At 67.8% G+C, this 21959-nt stretch carries 23 protein-coding genes; 11 read left to right on the forward strand and 12 right to left on the reverse strand.

The annotated features are described in order from the left end of the window. The first annotated feature begins 81 nt into the window (after positions 1-81). Entirely contained in the window at positions 82-966 is an 885-nt protein-coding gene (locus HUA76_RS08265; protein WP_141643065.1) for a DMT family transporter, read from the forward strand. Here HUA76_RS08265 and HUA76_RS08270 read toward each other — a convergent pair. Then, positions 950-2287, reverse strand: a complete 1338-nt coding sequence (locus HUA76_RS08270; RefSeq protein WP_174458217.1) for a KamA family radical SAM protein — start codon at positions 2285-2287, stop codon at positions 950-952. The genes HUA76_RS08265 and HUA76_RS08270 overlap by 17 nt on opposite strands. A 342-nt stretch (positions 2288-2629) precedes the next feature. Here HUA76_RS08270 and HUA76_RS08275 point away from each other — a divergent pair, with 342 nt between their 5' ends. The 4 genes from HUA76_RS08275 (at position 2630) to HUA76_RS08290 (ending at position 6892) form a co-directional block, all read left to right on the forward strand. Next, positions 2630-3184: a tenascin-X gene (locus tag HUA76_RS08275; RefSeq protein WP_141643066.1), complete on the forward strand. Its 555-nt coding sequence runs from the start codon at positions 2630-2632 to the stop codon at positions 3182-3184. 136 nt (positions 3185-3320) lie between these two features. Next, positions 3321-3935 carry a hypothetical protein gene (locus HUA76_RS08280; protein WP_254614103.1) on the forward strand — a complete coding sequence of 205 codons (615 nt, stop codon included), beginning with the start codon at positions 3321-3323 and terminating at the stop codon, positions 3933-3935. A 91-nt stretch (positions 3936-4026) separates the two neighbouring features. Then, positions 4027-5469 carry a pitrilysin family protein gene (locus HUA76_RS08285; RefSeq protein WP_174458219.1) on the forward strand — a complete coding sequence of 481 codons (1443 nt, stop codon included), beginning with the start codon at positions 4027-4029 and terminating at the stop codon, positions 5467-5469. Positions 5470-5482: 13 nt separating this feature from the next. Further along, positions 5483-6892, forward strand: a complete 1410-nt coding sequence (locus HUA76_RS08290) for a pitrilysin family protein (RefSeq protein WP_141646774.1) — start codon at positions 5483-5485, stop codon at positions 6890-6892. A gap of 45 nt (positions 6893-6937) precedes the next feature. Here the strand turns inward: HUA76_RS08290 and HUA76_RS08295 are convergent, their stop codons facing one another. Then, the gene (locus HUA76_RS08295; RefSeq protein ID WP_174460518.1) at positions 6938-9142 is read right to left on the reverse strand and encodes a DPP IV N-terminal domain-containing protein; all 2205 of its coding nucleotides are present in this window, start codon (positions 9140-9142) and stop codon (positions 6938-6940) included. Positions 9143-9341: 199 nt separating this feature from the next. Here HUA76_RS08295 and HUA76_RS08300 point away from each other — a divergent pair, with 199 nt between their 5' ends. Next, positions 9342-9869, forward strand: coding sequence for an ureidoglycolate lyase (locus HUA76_RS08300; RefSeq protein WP_174460519.1), 528 nt, complete (start codon positions 9342-9344; stop codon positions 9867-9869). A 45-nt stretch (positions 9870-9914) separates the two neighbouring features. Beyond that, complete coding sequence (locus tag HUA76_RS08305; protein WP_174460520.1) at positions 9915-11570, forward strand: FAD-binding dehydrogenase; 1656 nt, start codon at positions 9915-9917, stop codon at positions 11568-11570. 40 nt (positions 11571-11610) lie between these two features. On the opposite strand, the gene HUA76_RS08310 is transcribed toward HUA76_RS08305, so the two are convergent. Both HUA76_RS08310 and HUA76_RS08315 read right to left on the reverse strand, forming a co-directional pair. Next, positions 11611-12081 carry an NUDIX hydrolase gene (locus tag HUA76_RS08310; protein WP_174460521.1) on the reverse strand — a complete coding sequence of 157 codons (471 nt, stop codon included), beginning with the start codon at positions 12079-12081 and terminating at the stop codon, positions 11611-11613. After that, positions 12078-13082 carry a DUF2380 domain-containing protein gene (locus HUA76_RS08315; RefSeq protein WP_371823449.1) on the reverse strand — a complete coding sequence of 335 codons (1005 nt, stop codon included), beginning with the start codon at positions 13080-13082 and terminating at the stop codon, positions 12078-12080. The genes HUA76_RS08310 and HUA76_RS08315 overlap by 4 nt, the downstream gene beginning before the upstream one ends. Before the next feature lie 117 nt (positions 13083-13199). Between HUA76_RS08315 and HUA76_RS46405 the strand changes: the two genes are divergently transcribed. Next, the gene (locus HUA76_RS46405) at positions 13200-13346 is read left to right on the forward strand and encodes a hypothetical protein (RefSeq protein ID WP_306440919.1); all 147 of its coding nucleotides are present in this window, start codon (positions 13200-13202) and stop codon (positions 13344-13346) included. 270 nt (positions 13347-13616) lie between these two features. Here the strand turns inward: HUA76_RS46405 and HUA76_RS08320 are convergent, their stop codons facing one another. Further along, positions 13617-14189, reverse strand: a complete 573-nt coding sequence (locus tag HUA76_RS08320) for a MarR family winged helix-turn-helix transcriptional regulator (RefSeq protein WP_174458226.1) — start codon at positions 14187-14189, stop codon at positions 13617-13619. A 115-nt stretch (positions 14190-14304) separates the two neighbouring features. Between HUA76_RS08320 and HUA76_RS08325 the strand changes: the two genes are divergently transcribed. Continuing rightward, positions 14305-14841: a carboxymuconolactone decarboxylase family protein gene (locus HUA76_RS08325; protein ID WP_174458227.1), complete on the forward strand. Its 537-nt coding sequence runs from the start codon at positions 14305-14307 to the stop codon at positions 14839-14841. 246 nt (positions 14842-15087) lie between these two features. Here HUA76_RS08325 and HUA76_RS08330 read toward each other — a convergent pair whose 3' ends face one another. The 3 genes from HUA76_RS08330 to HUA76_RS08340 all read right to left on the reverse strand — a co-directional run bounded on the left by HUA76_RS08330 (position 15088) and on the right by HUA76_RS08340 (position 16985). Then, positions 15088-15714 carry a biotin transporter BioY gene (locus tag HUA76_RS08330; protein WP_174460523.1) on the reverse strand — a complete coding sequence of 209 codons (627 nt, stop codon included), beginning with the start codon at positions 15712-15714 and terminating at the stop codon, positions 15088-15090. Positions 15715-15885: 171 nt separating this feature from the next. Beyond that, on the reverse strand, positions 15886-16185 hold the full coding sequence (locus HUA76_RS08335) for a DUF2845 domain-containing protein (protein WP_371823450.1): 300 nt from the start codon (positions 16183-16185) through the stop codon (positions 15886-15888). A 98-nt stretch (positions 16186-16283) separates the two neighbouring features. Then, positions 16284-16985, reverse strand: a complete 702-nt coding sequence (locus tag HUA76_RS08340) for a TetR/AcrR family transcriptional regulator (RefSeq protein ID WP_174460525.1) — start codon at positions 16983-16985, stop codon at positions 16284-16286. A 70-nt stretch (positions 16986-17055) separates the two neighbouring features. Here HUA76_RS08340 and HUA76_RS08345 point away from each other — a divergent pair, with 70 nt between their 5' ends. Beyond that, the gene (locus HUA76_RS08345) at positions 17056-17919 is read left to right on the forward strand and encodes an SDR family oxidoreductase (protein WP_174460526.1); all 864 of its coding nucleotides are present in this window, start codon (positions 17056-17058) and stop codon (positions 17917-17919) included. On the opposite strand, the gene HUA76_RS08350 is transcribed toward HUA76_RS08345, so the two are convergent. The 4 genes from HUA76_RS08350 to HUA76_RS08365 form a co-directional block, all read right to left on the reverse strand. Then, positions 17916-18281, reverse strand: a complete 366-nt coding sequence (locus tag HUA76_RS08350; RefSeq protein WP_174460527.1) for a hypothetical protein — start codon at positions 18279-18281, stop codon at positions 17916-17918. The genes HUA76_RS08345 and HUA76_RS08350 overlap by 4 nt on opposite strands. Positions 18282-18316: 35 nt before the next feature. Then, the gene (locus tag HUA76_RS08355; protein WP_174460528.1) at positions 18317-19303 is read right to left on the reverse strand and encodes a C2 family cysteine protease; all 987 of its coding nucleotides are present in this window, start codon (positions 19301-19303) and stop codon (positions 18317-18319) included. Between the two features lie 127 nt (positions 19304-19430). After that, a complete protein-coding gene (locus HUA76_RS08360) occupies positions 19431-19730 on the reverse strand; it encodes a hypothetical protein (RefSeq protein ID WP_141646760.1) in 300 nt (99 codons plus the stop codon). A 175-nt stretch (positions 19731-19905) separates the two neighbouring features. Further along, positions 19906-20829, reverse strand: coding sequence for a LysR family transcriptional regulator (locus HUA76_RS08365; RefSeq protein ID WP_174460529.1), 924 nt, complete (start codon positions 20827-20829; stop codon positions 19906-19908). 87 nt (positions 20830-20916) lie between these two features. Here HUA76_RS08365 and HUA76_RS08370 point away from each other — a divergent pair, with 87 nt between their 5' ends. Continuing rightward, positions 20917-21837: an SDR family NAD(P)-dependent oxidoreductase gene (locus HUA76_RS08370; RefSeq protein WP_174460530.1), complete on the forward strand. Its 921-nt coding sequence runs from the start codon at positions 20917-20919 to the stop codon at positions 21835-21837. Positions 21838-21959 lie beyond the last annotated feature (122 nt).

Here is a 21959-nt window from a genome sequence, read left to right on the forward strand (position 1 = left end):
TCGCTCCGCCGTGCTCCCGACTCGGGCCTCGCGAAGCCGTGGGCCCGAGCGGGCACCTCTTTGCCTCGAAGACCCTCAACCATGTGGATTGCGTATGGCCTGGGCGCGGGCGTGATGCTCGGCCTCTATGATGTCTGGACGAAGAAGGCGATGACGGGCAACAGCGTCATCCCCGTCGTCATGTGGTCCTCTCTCTTTGGCGCGCTGTGCTGGGTGCCGGTGTTGATTCCGGGCGCGCTGCCCATCCACGTCGAGCCGTTTGGATTGACGTGGCGGGAGCAGGCGTGGCTGTTGCCCAAGGGCGTGGCGATGACGGCGTCGTGGATTCTCGCGTACTACGCGGTCCGCGAGCTGCCCATCTCCATCGCCGGAGCGGTGCGCGCCTCCGGTCCGCTGTGGACGCTGGCGGGCGGCTTCCTGATGTTCCGCGAGCTGCTGACGCCCGTGCAGTTCCTCGGGCTGATGCTCACCGTCTGCTCGTACTACGTGCTCTCCATCGTCGGCCGGAAGGAGGGGCTGGTGCTGGCGAAGAACCGCTCCGTGTGGTGGATGTTGTCCGCCACCGCGCTGTCGGCGGCGACCACCGTGTATGACAAGTTCCTCGTCTCGCGGCTGGGCCTGCCCGTGCTGGAGCTGCAAGCCAGCTCCGCGTTCCAGCGCTGCCTCCTGTCCGCGCTCGTCTTCGTGCCGTACATGCTGCGCAACGGCGGATTGGGCCTGGGCCTCACCTGGAGCTGGGGCATTCCGCTCGTGGGGTGTTCCTGGGTGGCGGCCGAGCTCATCTACTTCGTCGCCATCACCGAGCCGCAGGCGATGGTGACGCACCTGTCCGTGCTGCGCAGGACGAGCCTCATCGTGGGCTTCATCCTGTCTGCCCTCTTCTTCCGCGAGGCCAACGTCCTCTTGAAGTCCGGGATGATTGCCGTGCTCATCCTCGGCATGGCCATCCTCATCCTGGGGGGATAGCGGGTTGCTCCCAGGGGAAGTGCGTGGCACCCAGGGCGGGCTTCAAATCAAACAGCCACGTCGCCTTCTCGTCGTACTTCGCGAAGAAGGGCTTGCCGACCCACTCCGCCTCCCGGGCCTGGATGAAGTGCAGCATGAAGACCTTCTCGCCCCCGATTTCCGTCACGCCATCCACGCACACCTTGCCGGGCGTGGCGGACATCGACGGGCCGCGTACCGTGCGCGCAAGGCCAGACACCTGCCGGTAGGCGCTCCGGAAGATGTCGTAGGCGGAGGCGAGCGGGACGGCGAAGTAGTCCTGCGGTCCCGTGTCCCGCTCGATGAACATGTAATACGGCACCATGCCGTGGCGCAGGTGCGTGCGCCACATGCGCTCCCACGTCGCCGCGTCATCGTTGATGGTGCGAATCAGCGGCGCCTGGGTGCGGATGACCGCGCCCGTGGAGCGGATGCGGCGCACGGCCTCCTGCACGATGTCCGGCACCATCTCGTTGGGATGGGAGAAGTGCGCCATGAACGCCAGGCTCTTGCCGGAGGCGACCACCTTCTCGAACAGGCGCAGCGTGTCGTCGGCGTCCGGGTCCGTGACGAAGCGCTGCGGCCAGTACGCCAGCGCCTTGGTGCCGATGCGGATGGCCTCCAGGTGCTCGATGTCCAGCAGCGGCTCGATGTAGCGCGCCAGCACCGCCTCGCTCATCACCATGGGGTCGCCCCCGGTGAACAACACGTTGGTGACCTCCGGGTGCTCGCGCACGTAGTCGACCATGGGGGCGATGTCTCGCGAGGCGAACTTCAAATCCGCGTCCCCCACGAACTGCGCCCAGCGGAAGCAATACGTGCAGTAGGCGTGACACGTCTGTCCCTGCTTCGGGAAGAAGAGCACCGTCTCCTGATACTTGTGCTGGAGCCCCGGCAGCGGCTCCTCGTTGGCGAGTTTGGGCACGTTGAGCTGCATCTGCCCGGCGGGATGCGGATTGAGGCTCGCGCGGATGTCTCGCACCACCCCCGCCAGCTCCAGCGCGGGCGCCCCCGAGCGCATCAGGTCGACGATGCGCGAGACGTCGGATGCGGGCAGCATGTCCGCCCGCGGAAACACGAGCCGGTAGATGGGGTCGTCCGGCGCGGCGGACCAGTCGATGAGCTCGTCCACCACGTACGTGTTGACGCGAAAGGGGAGCACCTGGGCCACCGCCTGCACGGCGAGCCGCTCGTCCGACGACAGGCGTGCCCTCGCCGTCAGCTCGTCCAGGTTCCTGTGGGTATAGGCACGGTATCGCTGTCCCAGGGACAGGGGCCGCACCGCGTTGGATGTAGCGCTCACGCGGTTCCTCACTTTTGGGCATGGCAGGACCCTCCGCGATGGCTCCACGGAAACGGCCCTGGATGGGTTGGTGTCAGTAACCAGACGTACTGTTTGAACACCAACGAGGTGGTCTTTCGGGGTAACACACGGCACGTGGACCTGTCACTCCGTCCGAGAGAAGAAACGTCGAATGACGCTGCCGGGTGAGGGGAGACCCTGTCGATGTGTCCGGGTGCCAGGCGCGGACTCCCAGGGGGAAGTCGCGTCCATGACGTCCCGCGCAATCACGCATCGTCTGTGTTTGTTATTGAGATGATATTCTGGGTTACCCTGGACACCCATTTTTCCAAGGAGTCGCCCATGAAGTCTCGTCTGTTGGTCGTCGTGGCAAGCCTGACGCTGGGGCTCTTCTCCGCGTGTGGCGAGTCTTCTCCCGACTCCCGAGTGATGGAGCCGGGACAGGTGGAGGCGGGGCTCGAGCAGTGCCCATGCGGGGGCAGTTGGCCGTGGTGCGAGCCCTGCGCCTACATCTGCGGCGACAACTTCTGTGACACCGCACACGGGGAGAGCAGCTCCACCTGTCCCGAGGACTGCGCTTCGGTGCCCACTTGCGGTGACGGCCTCTGCAACAACGGGGAGACGACCTGGTCGTGCCCGTCGGACTGCCCTGGCACCTCGTGCGGGGATGGGATCTGTAACGGGGGTGAGACGACGTCGACGTGTCCCGGCGACTGCCCCAGCAACTCGTGCGGTGACGGCCTCTGCAACAACGGTGAGCATGGGTGGTCCTGCCCCATCGACTGCCCCAACACGCCTCCGTGCGGTGACTTCATCTGCTCCACGGGTGAGCCGACGTGGTGCCCCCAGGACTGCCCGCCCATGTGCTCGACGTGCCCGCAGGAGCCTCAGGGCTGAAGGGCTGACCTTCCCTGAGTGACAACCTCGCCGTGCCCGGAGTGTGGCCGGGCGCGGCGGGGCGGATTTTCCCGGGACACCGCCGCGGGGGCGGCCTCTAGGATGCGGGGCTCCCGCCCGCAGCCCGTGAGACTCCATGAATACTCCTCGCCGTCACGACTCCCCGCTGACAGCCGTGTCCCCGCCGCCCGCCGCCGTGAGCCCTGGTGCTTCGGGCGTCCTCGACTGGCTGGCAAGGGCCGTGGGCCTGGTGGTCGCGTGGGTGGGGGTCGCTGGCGCGGTGTTCGGGGTGATGGGGCTGGCGGTGGGCGTGGTGGGAATCGTTTCGCCGGATGAAGGGAAGAAAGCCTCGGACGGGTGGTTGGTTCTGGCGCTGGCGGTCGTGTTCGTGGGTGTGGGGGTCTTCCTGTGGAAGAAAGGCATGGCGCCGTCCCGGACGGCTCGGCGCCGGGAGCAACTGCGTGGCTTCATCCGAGCACAAATCCGGCTCCGCGCGAGCGACGCGGCCCTTCACCTCAAGGTGTCCGAGGACGAGGCGGATGCGCTGCTCACCGCGCTCATCGCCCGTCACGAGGTGGACCTCGTCTACCTGGCGGAGTCGCGCGAGTACGTCCACCGGGACGCGCTGGAGCGGGCGCAGAGTGTCGCCAGCAGGTGTCCCTCGTGTGATGCCCCGGTGGGCGCGGAGAATGTTCTTCCAGGAGACAAGGTCGTCTGCTCCTACTGCGCGGCCCCCTTCATGGTGGCCTAGAAGTCGCCAGCACGTCCTCGCAATCGATGGTCACAGCTCGCCGTAAGGGTCGGCGTCCTTCGACGCATGGCCAGGTCCCTGGGAGGGGTCGATGAGAAGAGTGTTCGGAGCGGTAACAGCCGCCGCGTTCCTCGGGTGCGCGGCATCACACGAAGCCCAGAAGCCCGAAGCCCCACCTGCCCCCGCCGAGGCTCCCGCGGTGGCGGCCCCGGCCCCGGCTCCCGCCGAGACGCCCAAGCTCCAGGTGCCGGTGGACTACTTCAAGCTCGATAACGGCTTGAAGGTGGTCCTCTCGCGAGACACCACGGCGCCCAAGACGGCGATTGGCGTCTATTACAACATCGGCTTTCGCATCGAGCCGAAGAACCGCACCGGCTTCGCGCACCTGTTCGAGCACATGATGTTCCAGGGCTCGACCAACCTCGGGAAGATGGAGTTCATCCGGCTCATCCAGAAGAACGGCGGAGTGCTCAACGGCTCCACGCGCTTCGACTTCACCAACTACTTCGAGATTGTCCCCTCCAACGCGCTGGAGACGATGCTCTGGGCGGAGGCCGACCGGATGCGCGGCCTGGAGGTGACGCAGGAGAACCTCAAGAACCAGCAGGGCGTGGTGTCGAACGAGGTGAAGGTCAACGTCCTCAACCAGCCCTATGGCGGCTTCCCGTGGCTGGACATGCCGCAGGTGGCGAACACCAACTGGTACAACGCGCACAACTTCTACGGCGACCTGAAGGATTTGGAGGCCGCCACGCTGGACGACGTGAAGTCGTTCTTCAAGACGTACTACGCCCCGAGCAACGCCGTGCTGGTGGTGGTGGGCGACTTCGAGCCGGAGCAGGTGAAGGGCTGGGTGAAGAAGTATTTCGGGCCGCTGCCCACGGTGGCGCAGCCCCAGAAGCCGGACATCTCCGAGCCTCGCCAGGAGAAGGAGAAGCGCCACGACAAGCCGGACAAGCTGGCCGAGCGCCCGGCGCTCGCGGTGGGCTACCACATGCCCGCGGTGGGCACGCCCGAGTACTACGCCATGGCGCTGGTCGACGAGGTGCTCCTGAAGGGCAATGACAGCGCGCTCTACCAGCAGCTCGTGCAGAAGAAGGGCCTGGCGGGTGAGCTGCAGGGTGGGGTGAACGAGCTGGGCAACCAGTGGAACTACAACGGGCCCATGCAGTGGACCGCGTATCTGTTCCACGACGCGAGCACGTCGCCGGAAGCGATTCTGAAGGAGATTGACGGCGTGGTGGCGCAGCTTCAGGAAAAGCCCATCGACGCGGCGACGCTGGCGCGTGCGCGGGTGAAGGCGCGCTCGCGGCTGTATGAGCACGTGGAGTCGTTCCTCGGCTTCGGCCGCGCGGACCTGCTGGCCTCCTTCGCGCTCTTCTTCGACGACCCGGAGCGCATCAACCGGCTGGAGGACGAGCTGATGAAGGTGTCACCGGAGCTCATCCAGAAGACCGCGCGTGAGTACCTGCGCCGTGAGAACCGCACGGTGCTCACGGTGACTCCCGCCCCCACCAAGGCCCAGGCCCGCTGAGGACATGCGACCCATGAACACGCGCTCACTTCGCAGCCGTCTCGTCGCTCCCGCGCTGATGGTGTTCGGGCTTCTGCACGCGCCCGCCATCGCCGCCGCTCCCGCCAAGGAGGCCCCTCCGGCTCCCGCGGCGCCCAAGCCCTTCAAGGTCCCCGTCCGCACCGAGTTCAAGCTCGACAACGGGCTGGAGGTCTCGCTGCTTCCCTATGGCGACATGCCGAAGGTCGCCATCCAGCTCGCCATCGACACCGGCAACATCCACGAGAAGTCCAATGAGGTCTGGCTCGCGGACCTGACGGGCAAGCTGCTGGTGGAGGGCACCACCTCCCGCACCGCCGAGCAGGTGGCCCAGACGGCCGCCGGGCTGGGGGGACAGCTCAACGTCGGCACCACGCAGGACCAGACGTTCGTCGGCATCGAGGTGCTCTCCGAGTCGGCGCCCCAGGCAGTGGCGCTCATCGCGGACGTCATCCAGAGCCCGGCCTTCCCTCCGGCGGAGGTGGAGCGGGTGAAGGCGAACCTGCTGCGGGACGTGGCCATCTACCGGAGCCAGCCGCAGGTGCTCGCCGACGAGCTGCTGGCGAAGGCCGTCTATGGCGACCATCCCTATGGCCGCATCTTCCCGACCGAGGAGATGTTGAAGGGCTACACGCGGGAGGGTGTGCGCGCGCACTACGACGCGAACATCGGCGCGGCCCGCTCGCGGCTGTACATCGTCGGCCGGTTCGACGCGGCCTCGGTGGAGAAGGCGGTGCGCGAGGTGTTCACCGGCTGGAAGCCGGGCCCCGCGCGCGTCCAGAACCCGCCGACGCAGCAGGTGGCGAAGTCGGTGCAGTACCTGGACCGGCCCGGCTCGGTGCAGTCCACGGTGCGCGTCGCGGTGAAGGCGCTGCCGCCCGCCAGCCCCGACTACGTCCAGCAGGAGGTGATGAACACGCTGCTCGGTGGCTACTTCAGCTCGCGCATCACCGCGAACATCCGCGAGAAGAAGGGCTATTCGTACTCGCCCTACAGCGAAATCTCCGTGCACGTGGGGGATGCGTCCTGGGTGCAGAACGCGGACGTGACGACGGCCGTCACCGGGGAGTCGCTGAAGGAGGTGCTCAAGGAGGTGGACACGCTGCGCAGGACGCCGCCCTCCGCCGACGAGCTGCGCGAGGTGCAGAACTACCTGGCGGGTGTCTTCCTGCTCCAGAACTCGTCGCGCAACGGCATCATCAACAAGCTGCGCTTCGTGGACCTGCACGGACTGCCGGACTCGTACCTGCGCGACTACGTGCAGACGGTGATGGCCGTCACCCCGGAGCAGGTGAAGCAGATGGCCACGAAGACGCTCACGCGTGAGTCGATGACCATCGTGGTGGTGGGTGACCTGAAGGTCGTGAAGCCGCAGCTCAAGGTGCTTCCGCCGCCGGTGCGCTGACGGTGTTGGGGACGGAGGCCGAGTCCAGGGCCTCCGTCCTGTCCGTCAGAGGTGCTGTTTGAAGTAGCGCATGGTGTGCTCCCACAAGCGCTCCGTCACCTGCGGGTCGGAGTACACCATGTGCGTCATGCCGGAGAGCGGCAGGAACTCGTGGGACTGGCCCGCCCGGAACAACGCGTCCGACAGCTTGAGGGCGTGGAAGAAGAAGACGTTGTCGTCCGCGGTGCCGTGAATGACGAGGAGCTTGCCCATGGGCTGGCCCGCCTTCACGTGGGTGAGCAGTGAGCTCTGGGCATACGCGTCCGGGTGCTCGTCGGGCAGGCCGAGGAAGCGCTCCGTCAGGTGCGTGTCGTAGTCCCGCCAGTCCGTCACCGCCGACACCGCCACCGCGGCCTTGAAGACGTCCGGCCGGGTGAGCACGGCGAGCGCGGACATGTAGCCGCCGTGGCTGCCTCCTGTGATTCCCACGCGGTTCAAGTCCAGCTCGGGGACCTCCGCCGCGAGCGCGCGCAGCGCCGCCACCTGTTCATCCATCAGCACCTTGGGGAAGTCGTACTTCGGCTTGCGCAGCTTCGCGTCGGCCGTCGGCGAGGCGCCGCGTCCGTCGAGCCGCACCACGAGGAAGCCCTGGTCCGCCATCCACTGCGCGGTGAGGTGCGACGCCATGCTCTGGCGGACCATGGCGGTGCCGGGGCCCGCGTAGATTTCCACGATGACGGGCAGCTTCACCCCGGGCTTCGCGTCGCGCGGGCGCACCAGGGATGTCGGGAAGCGCTCCTTGCCCACCTGACGCACCTCCAGCCGGGGCTGGAAGGGAGGCTCCTTCGCGATGGAGGGCAGCTCGCCCACGCGCGTGCCGTCCGCCTTGAGCACCACGGTGCTCCGCATGCTCTTGGGGCCCTCCGACGTCACGACGAGCAGCCCTCCCCGGGGGGAGAGGCGGGCCGACTCCAGCGCCGGGCCTCCCGTGGTGACGCGGGTCGGCTTGTCTCCCTTTCGCGCGCGCCACACGTAGCGCTCCGCGGAGTTCGTCCCTCCGACGAAGTAGACGGTCTCCTCCTTCTCCACGTAGCCCACCAGTCCGCCGAAGCCCGCGTCAGGCGGGACGAGCGAGCGCACGAGCTTGCCGGTGGCGTCGCGCAGCTCCAGCTCGGGTGCGCCGTTGCGCTCGGTGCCCCAGAGAAAGCCGCTGCCGTCTTCCAGCCAGTGGGGGAAGGTCTGGTCCAGCTCCAGCCAGGCGTCGTCCTTCTCCACGAGCAGGGGCGTGGTGCGCCCGGTCTTCACGTCCACGGCGAGCAGCACCTCCTCCGTCTGGTGGCGGTTCTGCACCAGCAGGGTCAGCGGGCCCTTCGCGGGCCAGCGCACGGTGGCGAGGTAGGGGTACTTCTCCGCGTCCCAGTTCACCCACGTCGTCTTTCCGCCGGTGACGGGGATGACGCCCAGCCGCACCCTGGCGTTGGCCTTGCCGGCGCGAGGGTAGGAGAGCTGCTGCGCGCCCTGCGCGGGGTTGCCGGTGTCCGCGATGGAGAGCTTCTCCACGCCGCTCGTGTCCGACTCCGTGTAGGCCAGGGCCTTGGCGTCCGGGCTCCACCAGTAGCCAGAGAAGCGATACATCTCCTCCTGGGCGATGAACTCCGCCAGCCCGTGTGTCTTCTCCGCGGTGCCGCCCTTGGTGACGCGGCGCTCGGTGTTGGTGGCCAGGTCCAGGCGGTACACGTCGTGCTCGCGGACGTAGGCCACCTGGGTGCCATCCGAGGACAGTCGCGGGTCGATGACGCCCGGTCCCGTCTTGAGCTCGGTCACCTTTCCGGACGCTCGCTCCACGACGAACAGCTTGCCGGACAGCCCCATGAGGAGCTTCTTGCCGTCATCGGACAGGGTGTAGTTGGAGAACCCGCGCGAGCTCATCCGCATGCGCTCCCGGCGCGCCTTCTCCTCGGGCGTGAGGGTCTCCTCGGCGCCTCGCAGGAGGCTCTCGGGCGTGAGCAGCTCTCGCGACTGGCCGGTGGCCACGTCGAACGCATGGAGGGAGAGCGCGTTGGAGGTGGCGGAGTTGCGCAGGAAGAACAGCGTCTGCTCATCCGGAGTGACAGTGGCGCCCACGGGACGGCCGCTGTTGAAGGAGCGTGTCTCCTGGAGCTGGCGGAAGAAGCTGGTGGGTTTGGGGACGGACTCGGGCTTGGGTGGGGACGGGGGTTGAGCGAGGACGGGTGCGCTCAAGAGGACGAGTGCGGTGAGGAGGATTCGCATGGGGGGGTGGGGAGCCCTCGGCATGACGGCTCTGAGTCCGTGGAAGATGCCATGGCGATGTAAACGGGAGATGAAGCGCTTGTCGCCATGGGGAGGACCCGTGGCGTTGGGGATGCGCTGTTGACCATGACAGTCCCATGGCACTCGCGCCGGGCCTGGCCGCCTTGGGTGCGTCATCCCCCGACGTTATGCTTCAGCCATGAGTGAGCATGTGTCCCGAGTCATCGTCGCGCGGCGGTTGTCGCCAGAAGGCTTCGCACCGTTTGGCGATGTGGTCTCCGCGGGGCTCGCGCCGGGTGCGCTGGCGAATCAGGGGACGGCGGTGCGGTTCGACTGGTCCGCGCGGCTGGAGAACGCGCGGGACTCGGCGAAGCCGAACCTCGCGGTGTTCCGCTCGGTGCCCCAGGGGCTGCCCTTCACGGTGAAGCTGCTGGAGCATCATCCGTATTCGAGCCAGGCGTTCCTTCCCATGCGGTGCGAGCGGTACCTGGTGTGTGTCGCCCCGAGCGCGCCAGAGGGTGGGCCGGACGTGGAGAAGTTGGAGGCCTTCGTGTGTGGGCCGGGGGAGGGCGTGAACTACCACCGGGGCGTGTGGCACCATCCCATCATCGCGTTGGATGCGCCGGCGGAGTTCGCCATGCTCGCCTGGGAGGATGGGAGCGAGGGGGACTGCGTGGTGCGGCAGTTCGCGGAGCCGTCGAGGGTGCGGGTCCAGGTCGACGACTGAGGCTATCATCCGGCCTCCCTTGGGTTTTGGGACTGGAGGCTCCGGATGGGACAGCAGACGGATGTCATCGTCGTGGGCGGTGGGCTCGCGGGGCTCGTCGCGGCGACGGAGCTCGCGGACGCGGGCAAGCGCGTCACGGTGGTGGACCAGGAGGGTGAGCAGAACCTGGGGGGACAGGCGTTCTGGTCCTTCGGTGGGTTGTTCCTGGTGGACTCGCCGGAGCAGCGGCGGATGGGCATCAAGGACTCGCATGCGCTCGCGCTCGAGGACTGGATGGGCACCGCGGGGTTCGACCGTGAGGAGGACCACTGGCCCCGGAAGTGGGCGGAGGCCTTCGTCGACTTCGCGGCGACGGAGATGCGCCCGTGGCTGCATGCGCAGGGCATGCGCTGGTTCCCCGTGGTGGGCTGGGCGGAGCGCGGTGGCTACGGCGCGGTGGGGCACGGCAACTCCGTGCCTCGCTTCCATGTGACGTGGGGCACGGGGCCGGGAGTGCTCGCGCCTTTTGTCCGGCGCGCGCAGGCGGCGCGGGAGAAGGGGACGCTGACATTCCTGTTCCGGCACCGGGTGGACGAGCTGCTCGTCGAGGCGGGGGCGGTGGTGGGGGTGCGAGGGATGAAGCTGGTGCCCTCGGACGTGGAGCGTGGGGTGAGCAGCTCACGGGAGACGGCAGGGGACTTCGAGCTGCGGGGCTCGGCGGTGGTTGTCACGTCGGGAGGCATTGGCGGCAACCACGAGCTGGTGCGCAAGAGCTGGCCGGAGCGCATGGGGCCCGTGCCGAAGTTCATGGTGCAGGGTGTGCCGGCGCATGTGGATGGTCGGATGATTGCGATTACGGAGGCGGCGGGTGGACGGCTCATCAACCGCGACCGCATGTGGCATTACACGGAGGGGTTGAGGAACTGGAACCCCATCTGGCCTCGGCACGGCATCCGGATTCTTCCAGGGCCCAGCTCGCTGTGGCTGGACGCGACGGGCAAGCGGCTGCCGCCGCCGTTGTTCCCGGGCTTCGACACGCTGGGGACGCTCGAGCACATCTTGAAGACGGGCCATGAGTATTCGTGGTTCGTGTTGAACCAGTGGATTTTGAAGAAGGAGTTCGCGCTCTCGGGCTCCGAGCAGAACCCGGACCTCACGGGGAAGGATTGGAAGGGTGTGCTCAACCGGGCCGTGGGCAAGAAGGCGATGGGGCCGGTGGAGGCGTTCAAGGAGCACGGCGCGGACTTCGTCGTGGCGAACGACTTGCGGACGTTGGTGGAGGGGATGAACGCGAAGACGGAGACGCCGGTGCTCGACTTCGCGACGGTGGAGCGTGAGGTGCTCGCGCGGGACAGGCAGTTGGACAACCCGTTCGGGAAGGACTTGCAGATTGCCGCGATTCGACAGGCGCGGGGGTATCGCGGGGACCAGTTGGTGCGCACGGCGAAGCTGCACCGCATCCTGGACCCGAAGGCGGGGCCGCTCATCGGCGTGAAATTGAATGTGCTGACGCGCAAGACGCTGGGAGGGTTCGAGACGGACCTGTCCGGCCGGGTGTTCGGGACGCAGGGACAGGTGATTCCCGGCCTCTACGCGGCCGGCGAGGTGGCCGGGTTCGGTGGAGGAGGGGTGCACGGGTACCGGGCGCTGGAGGGCACGTTCCTCGGCGGGTGCATCTTCTCGGGGCGGGCGGCGGGCAGGGCGCTGGTGAAGACTGTGTAGACCGTGTGGGGCCCGCGGCGGTGTCTCCGCCGTGGGCCTGTCAGGCGGTGTCGTCTGGGAGGAGGGTGCGGAGGAGTCCGTCGTCGTGGCTGAGCGGGCGCCAACCGGCGGGTGGGGGATTGGCGAGGAGTGTGGCCGTGACCTGTCGAGCACGCTCTTTGTGCGTTTCGGGTGTGAAGCCAATCCACGAGGCGAGCATCATCGCGGCCTCCAGGCGGGCGTCGTCGTCCAATCCCGCGGGCCAGCCGTTGGGAAAGCTCTCCGACAGCTCGCGCACGAGCTGTCCTCGCATCAGGCGTACGAGCTGATGGCTGCGTTCGGCTTCTTCGACCAGTCCACTGAAGACCTGCACTGCGCTGAAGCGGCCCTTGCCGAGCATCTCCGTCAACTCGACCAATGAGATGGCGGGATGTGCGTCGGCGAAGGCTGTGAGTGACGTGTAGCCGTGCTCACGCACGCACTCATACAGACGCGCCGGCCAGTTGCCATGCCATGAGTCCCCCGCGCTCATCGCCTTCGCCCCGGGGTGAATTCCATGGGGATGTTATAGCGCTGCATCTCCTTCGCGACGAGCTTCAGGATGGAGTCGCGCGGCAACATCCTGCCCGCTGCGAGCTCGGCATCGCGCAAGATACCCATGATCATCTGATTCCATTCATGTGGCCAGGTGCGGCCCAGTTGCCAAGCACCACCGCCGTGAATGGCCTCGTGATGAGAGCGCTCCAGTCTCACGCAGAACTGGTCGATGCTCATGTCTCCCGTGAAGCCGCGCTTCTCGAACCACTCCCGGTGCTCTTGCGGCAGGACGTGATGTTTCGGCGCCTCGGACATGCCGGCCCCGGTCCTGTTCGTCACGTGCATGCCGCGCACCTCGGGTGAGTCTCCCAGTGCCTCACGCACGCCCTTGGGCAGTTCCTGGTTCGCCTGCGCCATCCACACGTGTCCCGCGCTGGTGCGGACCGCCGCGCTCACGACGGGCGCGGAGATGACTCCCGCCTGGACGAGCCTTCGCATCATCTCCACCCACTCGGCGGAGACGACGAGTTGTTGGCCGGCCATGATTCCGCCAGGGCCCATCACCAGTCGCGCTCCCAGCGCGACGGGCGCAGCGGGCGGTAGCCTGGGCAGTGACATCTTCAGCGCGGAGACGAGCGCGAGCATCTCGATGAACTGTGCCGTCGCCACCACTTGTCCTGTGCGCTCCATCGCCATCCGCGCACCTTCGCGAATGGAGTGGAACTCATGGGTCAGTTGCCCCATCAGCACGGGCATGGCTGTCGCCGTGGCCTCCACGCGCGCCTGCTCCCGCGAGGCGAGAGCGCCCAAGGCCGGCTCCAGCAGGTTCCACACGCGGTCCATGTCCACGAGCAACTGCTCCACGCTGTAGTAAGGGCATTGCTGGAGCACGACGCTCACGAGGTTCAGGAAGTCGAGCCAGGTGGCAAGCAGCATCGTGCCGGACAACGCGGCCTGGAGCCGAGGGCCCGTCATCCGGAGGATGCCAAGCTCCATGGCCGCGTCTCCCACCAAGCTGGATTCAGCCGTGAGAGAAGTGATGCTCCCGAGTGCCCCACGAAGCCAGGGCAACTGTCTTGCCCCGTGGTCGAAGTAGCGGATGAAGTGCCTGCCATGCCCACCCAGCTCTCGCGTGCTCGTGGCGAGCCTGGAGATGGCTCGGGCCGTGTCTTCCGTGGAGCTCCGCACTTCGTCGACGGCGGCCAGGACCGCTTGTCGTGTCAGTGCGGCGTTCTGCTGCCCACCACCCACGGCTCCTGACACGGTGTTCGAATCTGTTCCACTCTCGCGACGCCGCACGGCGTCCGAGCCCAGGCCCATCGAGGCGGGTGGAGGCCCGTTCAGCGCTGTGCGACGTGCATGGAACGCGTCCAACTCTCTCTGGGATGAGGAGGACTGGGAAGCGCAGCTCGTGGTCAACAGGACTGCGCTCAACATCAGGGCAAGAGTGCGCATGGGCACTTCGACCCTATCAACTCGGAACGACACGCCTCCCTCCGGCCGAGCAGCGCACGTGGTTCGAGCCCGGCATCAGTGCCCTGGGGAGATGCCCTCGTGCTCCCGGCAGAGCAACTGGCTGTCCTCGCGCGACAGCGGGTCCTGCGTCAGGCCGCAGCGGAAGCGCCCCGCGCCTTCTCGCTGGAAGTGCTTGCAGGTGCCGCACGCGCCGAAGCTGCGCTGGGCATTCGCGGCCTGCAACGCGCGCAACAGTTCCGTGAGGGACTCATCGAGCGCCGCGCCATCACCGGGCAGCCCCGCGAGGGCCCGCTTGAAGAGCTCGGGTGGCAGGGCCTGCTTCAGCACCGCGCGGCCGGCTTCCGTCAATAGGAGATGAATGACGCGCCGGTCCTCCGTATCCGCCTGCTTTCGCAACAGTCCCTTCTCCTCCAGCAGCAGGAGCGTCTGGGACACGGTGCCCTTGGTGAGCCCCAGGTACTCCGTCAGCGCCGCGGGCGTGTTGCTGTAGCGGTTGCACGACTGCAGATAGCGCAGCGCCTGCAGGTGCACCGGCTGAAGCCCGTGTGGCAGCCCCGCTGCCCGTTCCTCCGTGCGGAGCAGGTTCCCGAGTCGCTCGAGCAACACGTAGAGGCGGTCGGCGGCCATGGGCACAAAGGTATCGTGTCGATACTGACTTGACAAGCAAGGAGGGCGGGCGCATTTGGTATCGAGTCGAAACCAATCGACCTGCCACACAACCCGTTGTCCCCAGGAGCACCCCATGACGACGCCCCTCATTGCCCCTGTTGGCCCCGCGAATACGCCTGCAGCCTCCGAGCCCACGCTCGCCGCCCTGAAGGCGAAGTTCGGGATGGTCCCAAAGATGTTCTCCACCTTCGCCCACTCCCCCGCGGCGCTCGATGCCGTGGCGGGCTACTTCAACGCCATGGGCGGCGCGAAGTTGTCGCCGCGCACGCAGGAGGCCATCGCCATCGCGGTGGCGGAGCTGAACCGTTGCACCTACTGCCTCTCCGCGCACACGGCGCTGGCGAAGGGGCACGGAGTGAAGGCGGATGAGCTGACGGGCTTTCGCACCGGCCGTTCGGCGGACCCCCGCGAGCAGGCCATTCTGGACCTCGCCGTCGCCATCGCTCGGACGCGGGCAGCGGACGTGGGCCCGCAACTCGCGCAGGCACGCAAGGTGGGGCTGAGCGACGCGGAGCTGGTGGAGGTGGTGGCCGCCGTCGCGCAGAACGTGCTCACCAACTACCTCAACGTGGTGGCCGGCACCGAGGTGGATTTCCCCCGCGTCGCCTGAGCCGTCACTCACCGGGCGCTGGCAGGGTCGCGGCGCCCGGGGCTTCCGCCACGTTGAGTCTTTCAATCTCGCGGTGCAACGTGGGTCGCCCATGAAGCCAGACCTATAGGTTGATGGGATTGACGCGCTGCGAGCACCGCCTTGCTTGCCATCAGGGCGCACTCCCGAACCCACGCAATGGCATGTCAGGTCTCTCCTCGCGTGGTCCGCACCCGAGAGCACATTGCTTCGACCGCGAGAATGAGGTCAGGCCTCGCGAGCCCGCACGAGTCGCCAGGCGAGAGACGAGATCAGACCGGCGAGGGCGGCCTTGAGCAGTCCTCCAGGGATGAACGGCACGAAGCCCTTGTGGAAGGCCGTGGCGAAGTCGAGCGAGGCCACCACATGGAGCCAGCACACGCCGATGACCAGGATGACGAGCTGTCCCCCGAGGAAGAGGGGCACCGCTGTCCTCGGGCGCCTATCGTAGGCGTGGCGTGCCGCGAGCCCCACGAGGAAGGCCGCGGGGAGGAAGCCCACCAGATAGCCGCCCGTCGGACCGACGAGCGCCCCCCAGCCGCTGGCCGCCTTCGCGTAGAAGGGCAACCCCACCGCCCCCAACAAGAGATAGGCGAGCTGCGCGGCCACGCCACGTCCAGGCCCGAGCGCGGCGGCCGTGAGGACGACGGCGAGCGTCTGTCCCGTGATGGGCACCGGTGAGCCCGGCACCGAGATGGCGACCTGCGCGAACAAGGCGGTGCAGAGCGCCGCGCCGAGGACGAGCGCGGCCTCCTGGGCGCGCGTGCGCACGAAGAGGTCAGCCAGGACGCGGTTCAGTGGAGGACTGGCGTCCGCGCTCACCGCCGACCCACCAGCGAGGAGTGCGAGCCGCATGACGACGCGGAGGGGAGTGGAGACACGGACCAATGCTCGGTGAGGACGGACGGCGATGCAAGGAGGCGAAGCGTTCCGCGCCCGATGTTTCAGGGCGTGCAACCCGAGGCGAGGGGCACCGTGACCCTCTCGATTCGGGACGACGCGTTTCTTCATGGGCCCGTGCCGGGCCTACTTGCCGTAGCCCGCGCTGCGCACGTCGGTCAGCTTGCCATCGGTGAAGACGGCCACCTGCATCAGCCGGTTGGGCCCGAAGTTGTATGTCCATTCCTCCACCTGGACCGTCACCGTCTGCGTGGTGGAGGACTCCTCCTTGCCTTCGCGCACCCTGTTCCGCGTGGATGTCGACTCCTCTCGCGTGTGCTTGCTCATGGGCTCCCCGCACTTCATGAGCGCATCGGACTGAGAGGCGCCATCCGAGATGAGCTTGTTGCCACAGCGCAGGGTCGCTGCCTCACCACGGAGGGGCACGATAAGGCAGGCGAGGACGAGGCCAGCGAGGAGGGTTCGCATGCGAGGCGGCTCCAACAATCGGGGGTGCGCGACCGACGCATGCGCCCGGAGGATATTCACGGCCGCGCGGAGATTTCGCGCGAGGCCGAGCTTCGCCCCCGTCCCGTCATCTTCTTCGGCGTGGTCCGAGAGGCCGCTCCCGCCGGCTGGAGATAGCCCTGCATCAACGCGCACAGCTCGTCGAGGAACGCCTCATTGGTCAGATAGTCGGGACGGTCCGCCACCGCCTTGATGCAGAGCGTCTCCACCGAATGCACCAGGACGAAGACCGCCATGTCCAGGTCCTTGGGACGCAGCTCCTCGGCCCTTGGCGCGAGGAAGGCTCGCACCAGGCGGAACAGCCGCTGCTCGTGCGGGTCCACCTGCCCCAACTGCCGCATCCTCGGCGCCAGTTCGTGCAGCACCTGGTGCAGCCGGGGGTTCTCCAACTTCGTGGTCAGCAACTGGCGGACCAGCGCCCGAATCGCCTGGGGCAATGGCTGGCTCGCGAGTCGCACCAGCTCCGCCTCGAAGCCCGCGAGCGAGCGCGTGCGATGCCGCTCCATCACCGCCATCACCAATCCCTCCTTGCTCGGGAAGTATTGGTAGAGCGAACCGATGCTCACCCCCGCCTCGCGGGCGATGCGGTTGGTGCTCGCGGCCTCATAGCCATTCTTGACGAGAACGCGAGCCGCCGCCGTGAGGATGGCCTCACACGTGGCCTGCGCCCGGTCCTGATGGGGCTTCCTCCGACGGGAAACAGGGGGACGGCGCGGCATGATTCCTCCTCCACGAATGTGAGCACCGACGCGAGTTGCGAACGTGAGTCCTAGCTCACATTCTGGACCCATGCACATCGCTTCGACATCCCCCGCTGTCTCCCCCGCGCCCACCTCGGGTCCCTTCCCCTACGAGGGCCGCCGGGCGCTCATCACCGGCGCGTCCTCTGGCATCGGCGAGGCCTTCGCCCGCCTGCTCGCGGCGCGGAACATGAACCTGGTCCTCGTGGCCCGCTCGGAGGACAAGCTGCGTGTCCTGGCCACCGAGTTGATGAAGCAACACGCCGTCCAGGTGGAGGTGCTGAGCATGGACCTCAGTCACGAGGGCGCCGCGCGCCAGCTCCATGGCCAGTGTCGCGAGCGCGGCCTGCACGTGGACCTGCTCATCAACAACGCCGGCTTCGCCACCCACGGCGCCTTCGAGGCCGTCCCGCTGGCCCGACAGCATGAGCAGGTGATGCTCAACGTCACCGCGCTCGTGGATGCCACCCATCTGTTCCTGCCGGACATGGTCGCCCGAGGACTCGGAGGCGTGCTCAACGTGGCCTCCATCGCCGGTTACCAGCCTCTGCCGTACATGGCCATCTACGGCGCGACGAAGGCGTTCGTCCTGTCCTTCACCGAGGCGCTCTGGGCGGAGAACCGCGAGCGGGGCGTGCGCGTGCTCGCGCTGTGCCCAGGGCCCGTGGAGACGTCTTTCTTCGACGTGGTGGGCACGCGCCAGGTCGCAGTGGGGCCGACCGCCACCGCCGAGCAGGTGGCCCTCGCGGGACTCCGAGGCCTGGAGCAGGGCAGGCCCTCGCTCATCGCCGGCTGGCGCAACTGGTTCCAGGCCAACATGCCTCGCTTCGCGCCGCGAGCGTTCACCGTGCGCGTGGCCGCCGGGATGCTGAAGCCCCGTGACGTCCCAGCGCTGCCCGCTCGCTCCGTCTAGGGCTGACGCGGACGCAGCCGCAGGCGCAGCAGTTGCTCGTCTCCACGGTCGATGACCTCGGAGACCTCGAACACCTCGCCCGCCACTTCCACCGTCTGGCCCGCGCGCACGCGCACGTGCTGCTGCTCCGGTGGAACGATTCGCGAGTCGTAGATGAAGAGGGCGGCGGTGGACACACGCGCGCCCGCCTCGGTGTCCTCGGGCCAGAAGTTGCCCGTGGCCAGACTCAGGTGCGGCGTCACCTGGAGCGGGCCGTGATTCTTCGTCAGCGTGATGGTGCCGGGCTGCTCCGCCGGGGAGGGCGCCACGGCGGGCGTCTCACGCGCGCACCCGGACAGCACCAGCCCCAAGGCCAGTGCCAATCCGGTCCACCCGCGCGTGCCCGGCGCCCGTCGAATCACTTCGTCGGGTTGCTGTTGGCGTACTGGAAGGACTCACGGAACTGCGCCTCCGTGAGGACGATGTCCGGCGTGCCGGCGCCCCACGGGTTGCGCAGCGTCACCGTGCCCGCCTTGGTGTCCACGCCCGAGACGAAGTACTCGTGGTCCGCCACCAGCGTGCCGTTCTTGTAGAGCGGCTTGTCGGTGCCGTCCGGCAGGTCGATGCCGAGGAACTTGATGTCGTCGTGCGTGCCCGCGGTGATGGCCTCGCCCGCGTTCAGCCGCTTCTCCAGGTCCGCCAGCGTGGCGCCGCCGACGTCGAGGCTGCTGCTCTTCTTGCCCGTCATCGCCTCCATCGCGTTGGCGCTGTTGCCGTGGACGATGTTGGGGTAGCCGCCCTTCCACTGGGCATAGGCCTTCTCCACGAGGGCCGGCCACAGCTCCGCCTTGCCGTTCTCCTGCGGCGTCGCGGCGTAGGCCGGGTTGCCACCGGAGTTGAGCGGCAGGTCCGGGGTGACGGTGATGGTCACCGGCTTGCCCTTGTCCTGGAAGGTGACGTTGTAGTTACCGGACGCGTCCGGGCCCTTGACCATGTTCTCGATGAGCGCCGGGTTGGCGCGCGCAATCGCGCCCATGGAGGTCATCAGGTAGCAGTCACCAATCTGCCCCTGCTGCACGTCGTTCCAGTGCGCCTTGGTGCCGTCGGTGCCCGCCTCGAAGACGCTGCCGTTCTTCACCGGGCCGTAGGTGACGTTGGTGTCGAGCGCCTTCGGGTCCTTCGTCTTGGGGCTCTCCGCGCCGCTCGCCTGGCTCGTCTGGCCGAGCGCGGTGGCGAACTGCTCACGGCGGCTGGGCGGCAGCATGCCGTCCTGGGTCCGGGCGCTCGCCCACGCGGGCTGCTGCTCACGGACTTCCTGTGTCTTCGCCTGCGGCCGGACCGTCTCGGTGGCCTGCGGGACGGGCTGGGTGACGCGGGACCCTTCATTCCCAATCTTGAAGCTCATGGATGCTCCCCCTCGGAACAGCGGAATCTGAAGATGGACTGTCGCCCCCCAAGGGCGTCAGTGGATGTCTGGATTGTCGCGGCGGCGGCGCCAGAGTTGCGTCGCGCCCGCACTATGCGTGTGGCACTCAGCGGACCTTGAGGTGGATGGCGGGCTCCTTGCCCTCGGCGCCGCTGACCTCGAGGATCTCCAGCGAAGCCCCGTCCACTTCCACCACCTGGGACGCATGGACACGCACATGGTCCTGCTTCGAGGGAGACGTGCGGGTGTCGATGATGAAGAGGCCCGCGGTGAGCTGCTTCTCGCGGCCCCCCTTGGCCTCCACCTCCTCGGCCCAGAAGTTGCCGCTGGCGAGGCGCAGGTGCGGCTTCTCCGGCAGCGGAAGGGGCCCCTGGCCCTTGATAAGTGTGATGGTGTCGGATGCCATGACTGTTTCCCCCGTTCGTCAGGGCGCGCGGCCCGCAGGCAGCGGTCCTCGCGCTGGATGATGTCCGTGGACGCTACCACGGGCCCCTGCGCGGGCCGTATGGCCTTGACTGTGAGTATGTGTGGTTTGGGGTGGCCCCAGGGCGCGATGCGTCATGCGCGAGGCACCGCCCGCCTCAAGGGGCGGAGACCTTCAGGTGCTTGCGTGAGTAGTCGATGAAGGCGCGCAGCTTCGGCATCGCCTGGAGGCGACTGGGGAAGTAGAGGAAGAGGCCCGGCGTGTCGGGGCAGAACGACGCGAGGACGCGTTCGAGGCGACCTGCCCGGAGGTGCTCGGCCGCGAGCGGCTGGGCCGCATAGGCGAGCCCGAGTCCCTTCACTGCCGCGTTCAAGTTGAGCGCGGAGTCATTGACGATGACGGTGCCCTGCACCGCGATTTCCAGAGGCTGTCCCTTGCGCTGGAACTGCCAGCGGTACAGCGAGCCGTCGCCAGAGCGGTAGTTGATGCACGTGTGTGCGCGCAGGTCCTCGGGCTTGCGAGGGCGCCCGTGGCGCTCGAAGTAGGCGGGGGCGCCGAACACCGCGAAGCCGAAGGGCGGCGTCAGGCGCACCGTCACCATGTCCGCTTCGACGAGCTCGCCCAGCCGGACGCCCGCGTCGAAGCCCTCGTCGACGATGCGGCTCAGGTGGTCCGCCGCGTGGATTTCAATCCGCACGTCCGGATGGGCGGCACAGAAGCCCGCGAGGATGGGCTCGATGACGTGAGGAATGACGGCGCGAGGGATGTTGAGTCGGAGCAGGCCGCTGGCCTTGCCGCCCAGCGAGCGCGCGGAGTCGAAGGCGGCGAGCAGCTCGTCGACGGCGGGTGTGGCCCGTTCGAGGAAGCTCCTGCCCGCCTCGGTGAGCCCGACACTGCGAGTCGTGCGCGTCAGCAACGCCACGCCCGCGCGAGCCTCCAGCGCGCGCACAATCTGGCTCACCGCGGAGGGAGAGATTCCCAGCTCCGTCGCCGCCGCGCGGAAGCTGCGCAGACGCGCGACGCTCAACAGCGTCATCACGCCGTCGAGCTGGTCCTTCTTCATTGTGAAGCCCGGGTGCATGACCTGTGCTGGTTAATGTGGATTATCCAAACAGTCCAGCGTTGCTACTTGTGAGGGCCTCACCAGGATTTTCCTTGAGAGGTGACGATGACGACGCGGGATTCGAAGGACTCCGTGCGGTTGGAGCGGAGGACGTTTCTGACGGCGGCGCTGGGGAGTACGGCGGTGCTCGCGGCGGATGTGGCGTGTGGCTCGCCGGTGGGCGTGGCGCCCGTGACTGGCAGGAGGCGCTTCGAGAACAAGGTGGTGCTCGTCACCGGCGCGACGTCCGGAATCGGCCGGGCCGCGGCCATCGCCTTCGCGGCCGAGGGCGGCAAGGTGGCCTTCTGCGGTCGCCGGGAGAACCTGGGCCAGGAGGTGGAGCAGCTCATCCGTCAGGCGGGCGGCGAGGCCACCTACTACAAGGTCGACGTGAGAGATGCGGACGCGGTGCGGACGTTCGTGGACACGGTGGTCCAGCACTACGGCGGGCTGCATGTCGCGTTCAACAACGCGGGCATCAGCATGGCCAAGGGGCTGCACGACATCTCCCTGGAGGAGTGGAATGACCTCTCGGACACCAACGTGCGCGGCGTCTTCGCGGCGATGCGGGCGCAAATCCCTCACATGCTGAGTGGGGGAGGCGGGAGCATCGTGGTGACGTCCTCGGTGCAGGCGTTCGCCACGCGCAAGGGAAGCTCGGCGTACACCGCGAGCAAGCGCGCGCTGGTGGGAATCGTCCAGGCGGCGGCGCTGGAGTACGGCACGCTGGGCATCCGGGTGAACGCGCTCTGCCCGGGCACGGTGGACACACCGCTGGTCCGGCGGCAGATGGGCGCGGAGAACATGCCGGAGGAGCAGTTCCAGGAAGCGGCGGCCGCCTGGGCTCGCGTCAACGTGCATGGACAGCAGCGGCTCGCCACGGCGGCGGAGGTCGCGGACGCGGCGCTGATGCTCGCCTGCGACGACCATCCCTATCTGACGGGCTCCGCCTTCGTCATCGACGGTGGCATGACGCTGGCGCTGTAGGCGCGGGCTGTCAGCGGGTGCACGGCGGCGCGACATCGCGCTTGCCGTGCCCGGTGACGAGGGGCTTGGCTGCCTCCATGCGCATCCGAGAGACAGCTTCGATGAAGAGACCCCGCGCGCGA

The organism is Myxococcus sp. CA056 (assembly GCF_013336715.1).
In the GTDB taxonomy this organism is placed as follows: Bacteria; Myxococcota; Myxococcia; order Myxococcales; family Myxococcaceae; genus Myxococcus; species Myxococcus llanfairpwllgwyngyllgogerychwyrndrobwllllantysiliogogogochensis.